At 59.8% G+C, this 9225-nt stretch carries 13 protein-coding genes and 3 pseudogenes; 4 read left to right on the top strand and 12 right to left on the bottom strand.

Annotated elements, in window-relative coordinates; all coding sequences use genetic code 11:
• On the top strand, positions 1 to 231 hold a 231-nt coding region (locus AV929_RS22620), incomplete at its 5' end, for a hypothetical protein (protein ID WP_230458858.1).
• 56 nt (positions 232 to 287) lie between these two features.
• On the opposite strand, the pseudogene AV929_RS06675 reads toward AV929_RS22620, so the two are convergent.
• From AV929_RS06675 to AV929_RS06655, 6 genes and pseudogenes are all read right to left on the bottom strand, one after another.
• A pseudogene (locus tag AV929_RS06675) lies at positions 288 to 724 on the bottom strand (hypothetical protein).
• Between the two features lie 127 nt (positions 725 to 851).
• On the bottom strand, positions 852 to 1217 hold the full coding sequence (locus AV929_RS06670; protein WP_064287822.1) for a hypothetical protein: 366 nt from the start codon (positions 1215 to 1217) through the stop codon (positions 852 to 854).
• The gene (locus AV929_RS22270) at positions 1218 to 1355 is read right to left on the bottom strand and encodes a hypothetical protein (protein WP_196219981.1); all 138 of its coding nucleotides are present in this window, start codon (positions 1353 to 1355) and stop codon (positions 1218 to 1220) included.
• Positions 1356 to 1420: 65 nt separating this feature from the next.
• A complete protein-coding gene (locus AV929_RS22265) occupies positions 1421 to 1576 on the bottom strand; it encodes a hypothetical protein (RefSeq protein WP_170084496.1) in 156 nt (51 codons plus the stop codon).
• A 23-nt stretch (positions 1577 to 1599) separates the two neighbouring features.
• Positions 1600 to 1860, bottom strand: coding sequence for a hypothetical protein (locus tag AV929_RS06660; protein WP_064287820.1), 261 nt, complete (start codon positions 1858 to 1860; stop codon positions 1600 to 1602).
• A gap of 86 nt (positions 1861 to 1946) precedes the next feature.
• On the bottom strand, positions 1947 to 2192 hold the full coding sequence (locus tag AV929_RS06655; RefSeq protein ID WP_064287819.1) for a hypothetical protein: 246 nt from the start codon (positions 2190 to 2192) through the stop codon (positions 1947 to 1949).
• An 85-nt stretch (positions 2193 to 2277) separates the two neighbouring features.
• Between AV929_RS06655 and AV929_RS06650 the strand changes: the two genes are divergently transcribed.
• Complete coding sequence (locus tag AV929_RS06650; protein WP_064287818.1) at positions 2278 to 2538, top strand: hypothetical protein; 261 nt, start codon at positions 2278 to 2280, stop codon at positions 2536 to 2538.
• A 19-nt stretch (positions 2539 to 2557) separates the two neighbouring features.
• On the opposite strand, the gene AV929_RS06645 is transcribed toward AV929_RS06650, so the two are convergent.
• A complete protein-coding gene (locus tag AV929_RS06645; protein WP_064287817.1) occupies positions 2558 to 3577 on the bottom strand; it encodes a hypothetical protein in 1020 nt (339 codons plus the stop codon).
• 280 nt (positions 3578 to 3857) lie between these two features.
• Between AV929_RS06645 and AV929_RS06640 the strand changes: the two genes are divergently transcribed.
• Positions 3858 to 4646 carry a hypothetical protein gene (locus AV929_RS06640; RefSeq protein WP_014030761.1) on the top strand — a complete coding sequence of 263 codons (789 nt, stop codon included), beginning with the start codon at positions 3858 to 3860 and terminating at the stop codon, positions 4644 to 4646.
• A 95-nt stretch (positions 4647 to 4741) separates the two neighbouring features.
• Here AV929_RS06640 and AV929_RS21320 read toward each other — a convergent pair.
• The 5 genes and pseudogenes from AV929_RS21320 to AV929_RS06620 all read right to left on the bottom strand — a co-directional run.
• A pseudogene (locus tag AV929_RS21320) lies at positions 4742 to 5009 on the bottom strand (IS6 family transposase); the annotation flags it as partial.
• Between the two features lie 97 nt (positions 5010 to 5106).
• Positions 5107 to 5659: pseudogene (locus AV929_RS22930) on the bottom strand (hypothetical protein).
• Positions 5596 to 6249 carry a hypothetical protein gene (locus AV929_RS06630; RefSeq protein ID WP_064287816.1) on the bottom strand — a complete coding sequence of 218 codons (654 nt, stop codon included), beginning with the start codon at positions 6247 to 6249 and terminating at the stop codon, positions 5596 to 5598. Before AV929_RS06630 ends, AV929_RS22930 begins: the two are co-directional and overlap by 64 nt.
• 25 nt (positions 6250 to 6274) lie before the next feature.
• Entirely contained in the window at positions 6275 to 8194 is a 1920-nt protein-coding gene (locus tag AV929_RS06625) for a cation-translocating P-type ATPase (RefSeq protein ID WP_064287815.1), read from the bottom strand.
• Between the two features lie 4 nt (positions 8195 to 8198).
• On the bottom strand, positions 8199 to 8414 hold the full coding sequence (locus AV929_RS06620) for a heavy-metal-associated domain-containing protein (RefSeq protein ID WP_064287814.1): 216 nt from the start codon (positions 8412 to 8414) through the stop codon (positions 8199 to 8201).
• Positions 8415 to 8615: 201 nt separating this feature from the next.
• Here AV929_RS06620 and AV929_RS06615 point away from each other — a divergent pair, with 201 nt between their 5' ends.
• Positions 8616 to 9140 (top strand): helix-turn-helix domain-containing protein, encoded by a 525-nt coding sequence (locus AV929_RS06615; RefSeq protein WP_008313730.1) that lies wholly within the window; start codon positions 8616 to 8618, stop codon positions 9138 to 9140.
• The last annotated feature ends 85 nt before the right edge of the window (positions 9141 to 9225 follow it).

Raw genomic sequence — 9225 nt, 5'->3', positions numbered from 1 at the left:
CGACTGCCAGCGCGAGTGCAGTCGTGTCCCTCTCGTCTCCAACCGCGCGCGATTAACGTGCGCGTCGTCACTACTCGGAAACGCAGACCAGCGATTCTACATGACTTGCTGGTGGCCCTCCGCGCAGGTGACGACAGGCTCGGTGCGCGGGTCACGAGCCCGTGGGTCTGCCTCGACGTCGACAGTCTCGGTCTTGACAATATCTGCGTCGCAATCCTCGTTCGGGCATGAATCAGGAGTCTCCGACATTCGTGTTCCTCACCCGNNCTGACTGCCGCAGCTCTCCCTCAGAAGTGGACGTCGGCGGGGACAATCCAGAGGGTATCACTCTCGTCCAGAAGCCGCTCAAGCTGCGTCCGATCGCGAATCCCGCATCCGTGTTCCTCGTANNGAGGTCTTTGTCGCGCATAATCTCCTCGTCTGAGAGCTCGTCGAGGGCGTCTTTGACTGCTTGGAGATTACGTTCGAACGCTGACTTCGTTGTCTCCCAGCCATCGCCAAGGAGTTCTTGCCCGGCCTCGGAGTCGACCGGGGCCGCGGTCGGACGCTCGCCCCACCGGGATTGGCCTGCGACGGTGGAACTCTCGTCGAACGTGACGTAGTAGTCGAACACTGCGTTTGAGTGCCTGTCGACGCCGACTAGGGTGTCGAAAACGCCTTTGCCAGCGGCGAGTGCTGCGTCTGCTGTCGATGCCTCAACGAGCGCGTAGATGAGCATGTGCATTGGTAGATCGTGACCTGCCGGCGCTCCACGCACTGCAGTCAGTGCGACGCCGGCACCCTCGTCGGCGCACACAAAAGTACGCCACACGGAGCCGGTCTGACATTGAGCCCGCTCTAGAAGCTGGCGTCTACAGGAGACGAGCGAGGGACTGCTTGAGACGGCCCTTCACGCCGGATGGTTCAACGACTTCAATCTCGACGACACAAGAACACAGCAGCAACGGCTCGCCGCATGCAGGGCATTCCTCGTAGTCGCACAACCGATGATGTATCTCGCCGTGCTCGACGCCACAGGCAGGACACGACTGGTCGCGCCACCGTTCGAGGTCGACGGTAACGGCCCGTTCGTTGCTCTGGAGGACTTGTAGCTTGTACGTGAGATACTGGCTGCCCTCGCCCCACGGGATCGGGTCGGAAGCCACCCCATTGACGTAGTAACGCTTGTCGACACACGCCGACGCTGACCGTGGCCGCCGGCAGTCGGGACAACACATCTATCTCTCACCCCGTGGACGTCCCTGAAACACCTCGCCACTCGTCTGTGCCTGCCGGTGTTGGGCACGAATGTCTGGTTTGTCGTCGGCTTCGGTGCTTGGAGACTGCTCGTCGACGGACTGTTGTTCGGTACTCATGTTCGGGAAACCCCTCACCCTCTCGGGGGGACACAAAATACGGGCGAGTACGCACTCGACGGGACTCAGGCCTCAGCGACGTCCCAGACAGAGAGATGGCCGCTCGAACAGACGCCGGCGTGACGCCCGACAGCCATGCAGGGCCCGTACTCTCCGTCGACACACGCGATGCGCTCGGCGTCGAAGATCGGCGCGTCGCACTCGTCGGTTCTGCAGGTCATATACTGGGACGAGTCACTGGACATCACGCATCGCCCGCCATCGCTTGGTGACGGAGCTCACTTTCGTCTGGTAAATCCCAGCCGTGGTACTCGCGAGCGATGTGGCGTGCTCGCTTGACGTTGACCACGACGCCGGCTGCTGGTGACTGATGCGCCTCAACGCGCTCTTTCAGATATGAAGGATAGGTGCGTGTGTACGTGCCAAAGCCGAGGCTGTCTGGCCCGCTCTGAGTCATGACGACGTAGCCCTTCAACTTGGTCTGGATCGCGTGTTTTTTCGACATAGCTGGTAGTCAAGACGCTCTCTCTCTGGAACGCCTCTCGCCCGGTAGAGGCTCACAAAATACGGGCGAGTTCCCTTGCTGTCAGACTAGGATTGCTCTATTGTCTCGACCCACTCGGGAGCGCAATCGTGTGTGCCGCCGTAGATCGAGCGGTCGGGATACTGGTCGTCGTCAGCCTCGACAGAGACGATCACGTTGCCGCCGGAACGCGAAATTTCTGTAACGGTTCCGACGACTGCATCGAGTGGGCCGTCTCCGTCGGTCCAGTCGGTTCGGACGTGGTCGCCGCGGTCGAAGTCATACTCCTCGAAGGAAGGCGCTGTGGTACTCATGATCTCCTCTGGCTCCGAGGGAGACACAAAATGGCTCGTACCCCAGCCAGAGCGCTGATGCTTTTCGCCGAGAGAAGAAGAACTGATGACCGAATTGCGGGTCCGGAAACCCGATGGCTGGACGACCGTCTCGTTTCCCGACGAAGTTGCGACGATCTCGGTTGTCGGTGGGAAGGTCGACGGCCAGCTGTGCCTGACCCTCACCGGCGAACGGGAGGACGGTCCTCGCATCGTCGAAACCGGCATTCTCGACGTCGACGAAAATGACGAGCACTTGCTGGAGAATACAGTGCCCCGGACCGAGGACGGGACGAGTGTCGTCTTGGATCGGCTACTGCCGGATTGACTGCAATTTCAACTGAGGACTACCGCTTCCACGGAAAGAAGCCATTCCGCTCGCGATAGGCACTGATCTGGTCCTGAAACGCTTGTTCCTGGAAGTCTGGCTCGTCGCCGTGGATATCCTCCAGTGAGACGCCGTCGGGGAGATGCTCATAGCCTGTGACTTCCTCCGTGTTATCTTCCTGTTCGGGCTCGTGTCGGTGCTGTCCACACTCCCTGCAGGTCCAGATCATGCGGTCAAGGTGTGGGTGGCACTCGAAGCCATCGAGTCCGTGCGATTCGTGTCCCGTCACGGCGCCACACTGCCGACAGTGGAACCCGATACCGATTATCTCCGGTTCGGCTCTTGCCTGATGGCGCTGCACGACACCGGGAACAAGCCAGTACGTCCCATCAGCCTCTCGGAACTCATCCGTGAGGCGCTGGAACTCCGAGCGGTCGGTGACCGGCGACCCGTCCTCGAGATAGATCCGTGGCTGGACGTCGTCTCCATCCCCGTCCCAGTTGGTCTGTTCGTCGGCTGTTTCTAGAAGCGCCTGTCCGGGTTCCTCGTCGATCGTGGTTTCGGTTGGCAGGTCGGGCCAGCCCTTCGTGAGAGTGGCGGCTGGCTCGGTTCCAAATGCTGCTCGACACTTCACCGTTCCATGAGAGACATCCTCACCGCTCGCGATGCTGTCGGAAACGGAGAAGGCCGCAGCGCCGAGGGCTCGTGCATGGAAGTCAGTGTTCGCTTCGACAAGTGCCAGAATAACCCGCCCAAACGTCCACTCTGCAAGTGGGCTGCTATCCTGATCGTCGAACGAAGTCTCGGAGACGCCGGTTTGAGCACAGAACGGACACTGGCGTTCATCCTGTGGAATGTCCTGTCCGCAGGTTCTACAGGTGCGAGCATCATCCTCTGTACGGTCGGGATACTTGGTGGATTCGAGGACTCGTTCCCGTCCGTTCCCCCTCGTTTCAGGGTCGGAACTCGCTGCGCCGAGGATATCAGCGGGATCGTACTCAGGATTCCGGTCAGTCACACGCATGGTTGCGTTCGTCATCGTATTTAAACCTCGGCCCCGAGGGAAGCACAAACCGACAGAGAGCAAGACAGGACGAGTTGGCTACTCGCCGTCCGTGTTGTCCACCACTGCGTGGCGTCATCACGCTGATCGGCGGCAATATTTATACAGACAACACGGAAGAGGTTCTGAGCATGACCTGCTCGGTTACCTCGTTGATTATCCTGATGAGGACATCTTCTGTGACGAGAGTGAAGTCAGTGATGACTGGTGAAAGCATCCACAAAAACGTTGACTTTGAGTAGAATAATCGGTTTTCATGGGTTCGGAGTCGACTGATCTGACAGTCCATCTGCATGGTGAATCTCACTTTCGGTCATATGAGGCTGTACAACGCTCTCTTGAGAAACTGACCGCCTCCGTCGACATTGACGCGTTCTACCACGAGCTCCCATCAGAAGTACCAGGAATGAAGAGATATATACAGACGGCTCTTCGAAATCCACTCTATGTAGTCGGTGTGTTCGTCACGCAAATGATCTATGGCCCACGTGTTGCACTAACCTGCGGCCACCAACAAGGTGCAGAAAACCAGGTCATCAAAGAATTCGCCGCGGCGGCTGACACGCCAGTAACCCGAATCGATACACACCCCTCTTACCTCGTTCCAGAACTCTCGTTAATTTGGACCGGAGTTTCGTGGATAGTATTCGGGGGATTTCTTTGGTTACAGCCGATTGCTGTTGGACTTGCACTCGTGCTAATTCTGCTACTCGGTACCGGTCTAACCTATCTTGCCCGTAAGGAATCGGATTATGAACGGCCGCTTGCGGTCCTTTTGGGCTGGGGTGGAATTTTATTATTACTCCCACTGAACTTTATTCCTCTCACATTCGCGTTCGCCGGGTTCGTGGCTCACGGGCTCGTTGTTCGTGCTACACTCGGGCGGCGGGACATTGAGATGGTGAACCGTACAATACAAGATGCGACGGCACACGACTACACCCAGATTTGGGTGTCTGTTGGGTACAAACATCTGGATGGGATGTCCGACGCCTTCGAATCCCATGGCGTCGAAGTGATCTGTCACAACGAAACGAATAACTGATACGGTTATACTTGGTATTCTCTTTGACATAGCGTCGAAATTCCAATCTCAAATTAGGACGAACGACACCCCCACAATTCGTTCGCGAGTTCTTATCGGGATGCTGTTTCGTCAAGCGAAATCTGATTCGGTGATTACCGGAGTCTGGCTGTACATCGGCTTTCTGAACCCAATCGTGGACGGTTTTCTGACTGCGTTGGACACCCAGATCCCCAAGTAATTCGACCGTATTCGACAATGAAAGCCGCACAACGCGGGATTGAACACCCAGCGACATTACTGACTCGGGAGTCCGTTCACGTTCCACAAATAATCCAAATCAATCCACTCTCTATAACCGTTAAGGCGAGCGATTTCTGGCAGAGATCATAATAAGACCGTCCGCCTCACTTGTCACGCTTAACTAAACACGACGCTGGGGGTACCACAAACCGACAGAGACCAAGACAGGACGAGTTGGCTACTCGCCGTCCGTGCTGTCCGTCACTTCTGCGATGAACGTGTCCGTGGCCCTGTCCAGATCGTACTGGTTGATGAGTTCGAGGGCAGCCAGCGCTGCGCCTGTGTCTACGAGGCCTGCGGCGAGCAACCGTTTGAGACGAAGAGTGCCTTTGTGGGCACGGTCGGAACCTGAACCTCGCATCTGGGAAAAATTCCATCAAGAGTCGTCGCCACGCAGTCGCCGAGCCGGTCACCGTGAGATTCCAGTCCGGGGCTTCATATCTAGAGGACGACTGCCGGCGGTAGTAGCCTTCAAGTCTGTCGAGCAAGTCGTCGATGATCGTGCCCTTCTCAACGGTCCGTCCGTGTATGGCGTAGTCTGGGTCGACGAGATTGCGCCACTCGTCGTAGGAGGCGATATCGTACTCGACAGCTAGCTCGACCTCGACTGTTTCGAGACAATCGGCCTTGGCAGTTTCGTTTACGAGTGTGAGGGGTCCCGCCGCGTTCACACCCCTTCGACGGAGAACAGCGAGTCGTCTCTGAGGACGACCTGCACGCGGCGGTGCCAGGCGTCAGCGAAGGCCTCCCGTTGGTGGTCGCTTGCCGACCCGTCGAGAATCCCCTGGAGGTTCCCTATTACGGGTCCACCGTCAGGAACATCGCTGACGTGGTAGGTCACTTCGATGGTCTCGTCAGTGTCGGTTCGACGGAACCGGAACGTCGGCTCCGCCGTATCCGGGTCGAACATATCGAAGCGCAGGAGATCGCGGCGGCCGCCGTAGCCGCCGGCGAGCCCGCTGAAGCCGTCTTCTTCGGTCGCGCCAGTTACGTACGAGATGATACGGCTCATCGTGCCGTACGCGGCGTCATCTCGCGGGCCGGCCGCCTGCACCTCGATTTCGCTCCGGACTGGATAGTCATCGGGATACAGGGCGTCGAGTCCGAGCTGGACGATCCGGTAGGCACCCGAGGCAGTCGGACAGGAGTGTCCCGCCTCTTTCACCGCGTCTCTGTAGGTGATGATGAACGGCTCGCCCGGTTCGAGGACGCCGAGGGCCTCCGCGACGGGGTCGCGGATTTCGATCGGATCGACGTCGTAGTTGACCTGCCAATTGGTTTTAGCCTGGGTCGCGTCAGTCGCAGTGGAATTCGATGTCATGAGTGATGGTGATCGTGTCTAGTGGTCAGTAGCGGAGCAGTCGCATCCCGTTGAGGATGACGAGGAGGACGCTGGCCTCGTGGACCAGCATCCCGGCAGCGAGGGTGACGTAGCTGGTGAGCACGCCCGCCAGCAGGACGGTCACGGTCAGCACCGCGAGACCGACGTTCTCGAGGACGTTCCAGCGCGTCGCCTTGCTGAGTTTGACCGCATACGGGATGCGTTCGAGGTCGTCGGCCATCAACGCCATGTCAGCCGTCTCGATGGCGGTATCCGTTCCCGCAGCACCCATCGCGATGCCGACATCGGCGGTCGCCAGCGACGGCGCGTCGTTAATGCCGTCGCCGACCATCGCGACGACGTGCCCGTCGGCTTGGTAGCCCTCGATGACCGTCTGTTTGTCCTCGGGGAGCAGTTCGGCGCGGTACTCGTCGATGCCGACCTCCTCGGCGACGGCGGCGGCTGTCCGCTTGTTGTCACCGGTGAGCATCACCGTCTCGATGCCGGCGTCTTGGAGTGCCGCGACGACGCTAGGGGCAGTCTCCCGGAGTTCGTCCCGCAGCGCGATTGCACCGACGATGTCCCCATCGCGGACGACGTGGACGACCGTCTCGCCGCGCCCCTCACGCTCGCGGACGTAGTCGGCGACCCGACTGGGGATGTCGATGCCGCGGTCGGCCAGCAGTGCGCGGTTGCCGACAACAACTTCCTGGCCATCGGTATGGCCGATGACGCCCTTGCCAGCGACCACGTCGAAGTCGTCCGGATCGGGGACCGACCTGCGCCCCGCGTCCGTATCGTCCGCCCGGGCGACCGTCGTTCCGCCGTCCGTCGCAGCAGTCGGTCGCTCGCGGGCCGCGTCGACGATGGCATCGGCGAGGTGGTGTTCGCTCTTCTTCTCGGCGGTTGCCGCGAGCGCGAGGATCTCGTCATCAGCAACGCCGAACCCCTCGACGTCGGCGACGGTGGTCTTGCCCTTCGTGAGGGTGCCGGTCTTGTCGAAGGCGACAAGGTCGATCTTGCCGGCGCGTTCCAGGTGTTCGCCGCCCTTCATCAGTACGCCAGACCGGGCGGCGTTCCCGATGGCAGAGACGATGCTGACCGGCGGCCCGATGACTAGCGCCCCGGGACAACCGATGACCAGCAGCGTCAGCGACAGGATCGCGTTCTGCGTGACTGCATACGCGCCGATGGCCAGCACGATGACGGCCGGCGTGTAGTACTTCGCGAACCGGTCGATCAGGCTCTCCGTGGGCGACTGAGCCTCCTGGGCCTCTTCGACGCGACGGATGATCCGTTCGAGCGTCGTATCCGAGCCCGCACCCGTCGTTCGGATTTCGAGCGCGCCCTCCTGGTTGACCGTCCCGGCGTAGACCTCGTCGCCGTCGGCCTTGTGGACGGGCGCGCTCTCGCCGGTGACGGGCGCCTGGTTGACGGCGCTCTCACCGTCGACGACGGTCCCGTCGACCGGAATCTTTCCGCCCGGCTTCACGATGACGACTTCATCCTCTTCGACCTCGCGGGCGGGGACCTCCTGGAGTTCCCCGTCATGACGGACGGTCGCGGTGTCGGGCGTCATCTCCAGCAGCTCCTGGAGGGCTGTCCGGGTCTTGCGCATCGTCCGTCCCTCGAGGTAGCTGCCGAGGCTGAACAGGAAGACGACGGCGGCGGCCTCCCAGTACTCCCCGATGACGATGGCCCCGATTGCGGCCAGCGTCACGAGCGTCTTGATACCGAGCGTCCGGTTGGTGACCTCGTGGTAGGCGGTCTTGGCGATGTCGTAGCCACCCACGATCGTCGCCAGGACGAGGATGGCGGCGCTTGCCATCTCGAAACTCGTGAGGTAGCCGAGACTCCAGCCACCGCCGTAGAGCAGGCCGCTCGTCGCCGTGACGATGGCCTTCCGGTGTTTCCGGTAGTACTGCGTGATTGATTGTTTGTTCATGTTTTTAGGCGGTCTGGGGCGTGTACCCCTGGCTTTCGATGGTCTGTACGAAGGCGTCGGGGTCAGCGACGCTGTCGTCGTACTCGATCTCGACGCGGCCGGTGGCGTAGTGGACTTCGACGTGCTGGACGCCGGCGACGTTCGACAGGGCGCGTTCGACGGTGCTCGCACAGGACGGGCAATCGAAGTCGAGGACGCGGAACTGGGTTGTGTCGCTCATTACAGTTTGAGGTAGTGCCCGCACCCCAATAAGTATTTTTTAGATGATATGTTTGAATACAGATATGGGGAGTTGGAACAGTCAAATCGGTCGTCTAGAACTTTCGCTATTGCGGGTCCATTCTGTACTCGATTCTACGATAGACACCTGCCTAACTTTTGTCCCGCTACCTTTTCCCGCATGCTCGCGCTCAGTTCTCGTATGAGTAATTCTGATACCGACCACCGTCTTGATGACATCGCGGTGCGAGATACTCGGGTTTCGGACGCCATTGACGAGCCGATGCGGGCGATGATCCTCGACATTCTGTCCGAGGAGGCTCTGACCGCGACCGAGGTTCACGAACACCTCGACAATCGTGGCGTCGACCGGACGGAGAACACAGTTCGCCACCACATCAACGAGTTACGGGATGCTGGCCTCGTTGACGTCGTTCGCTTCGAGGAGGGCCGCGGCGGGACGACAAAGTACTACCACGCAAACACGATCGTTCTCTCGTACTCACTACCAGATTCCGCCGACGTCGCCGTCGAGGAGATGATCGACGCTGTCCAGCCCCAGATTACGGACGCACTCACCACGCTCACCGACGAGTACGACGACACTATCGAGGAGATCGTCGGGGATATGCAGCCCTGCGAGCACTGTCAGACCCAGAAGTACGAGTCGTATGTTCTTCTGACCGTCCTGCGACGTGCGTTTGTTTGTGCCCACAGAGATTCCTGAGGGAGAAACCTCGGGATTGTGGGAATTTCATTAGATACGACACGGCACGAAACAACCGGTCGCTGAAGGCTGCATACTGATCGTT

It is taken from the genome of Haloarcula sp. K1, assembly GCF_001647155.1.
Lineage (GTDB): Archaea > Halobacteriota > Halobacteria > Halobacteriales > Haloarculaceae > Haloarcula > Haloarcula hispanica.
Note: the sequence above shows the minus strand (reverse complement) of the source record. Positions and strands in the feature narration are given on the sequence as shown.

What these genes read in the sequence shown, in the direction of transcription:
- AV929_RS22270 (WP_196219981.1), bottom strand. Translation starts at nt 1,355, where the DNA reads ATGAGTACCGAACAACAGTCCGTCGACGAGCAGTCTCCAAGCACCGAA.
- AV929_RS06625 (WP_064287815.1), bottom strand. Translation starts at nt 8,194, where the DNA reads ATGAACAAACAATCAATCACGCAGTACTACCGGAAACACCGGAAGGCC.
- AV929_RS06655 (WP_064287819.1), bottom strand. Translation starts at nt 2,192, where the DNA reads ATGAGTACCACAGCGCCTTCCTTCGAGGAGTATGACTTCGACCGCGGC.
- AV929_RS06620 (WP_064287814.1), bottom strand. Translation starts at nt 8,414, where the DNA reads ATGAGCGACACAACCCAGTTCCGCGTCCTCGACTTCGATTGCCCGTCC.
- AV929_RS22265 (WP_170084496.1), bottom strand. Translation starts at nt 1,576, where the DNA reads ATGACCTGCAGAACCGACGAGTGCGACGCGCCGATCTTCGACGCCGAG.
- AV929_RS06630 (WP_064287816.1), bottom strand. Translation starts at nt 6,249, where the DNA reads ATGACATCGAATTCCACTGCGACTGACGCGACCCAGGCTAAAACCAAT.
- AV929_RS06615 (WP_008313730.1), top strand. Translation starts at nt 8,616, where the DNA reads ATGAGTAATTCTGATACCGACCACCGTCTTGATGACATCGCGGTGCGA.
- AV929_RS06660 (WP_064287820.1), bottom strand. Translation starts at nt 1,860, where the DNA reads ATGTCGAAAAAACACGCGATCCAGACCAAGTTGAAGGGCTACGTCGTC.
- AV929_RS06640 (WP_014030761.1), top strand. Translation starts at nt 3,858, where the DNA reads ATGGGTTCGGAGTCGACTGATCTGACAGTCCATCTGCATGGTGAATCT.
- AV929_RS06670 (WP_064287822.1), bottom strand. Translation starts at nt 1,217, where the DNA reads ATGTGTTGTCCCGACTGCCGGCGGCCACGGTCAGCGTCGGCGTGTGTC.
- AV929_RS06645 (WP_064287817.1), bottom strand. Translation starts at nt 3,577, where the DNA reads ATGACGAACGCAACCATGCGTGTGACTGACCGGAATCCTGAGTACGAT.
- AV929_RS06650 (WP_064287818.1), top strand. Translation starts at nt 2,278, where the DNA reads ATGACCGAATTGCGGGTCCGGAAACCCGATGGCTGGACGACCGTCTCG.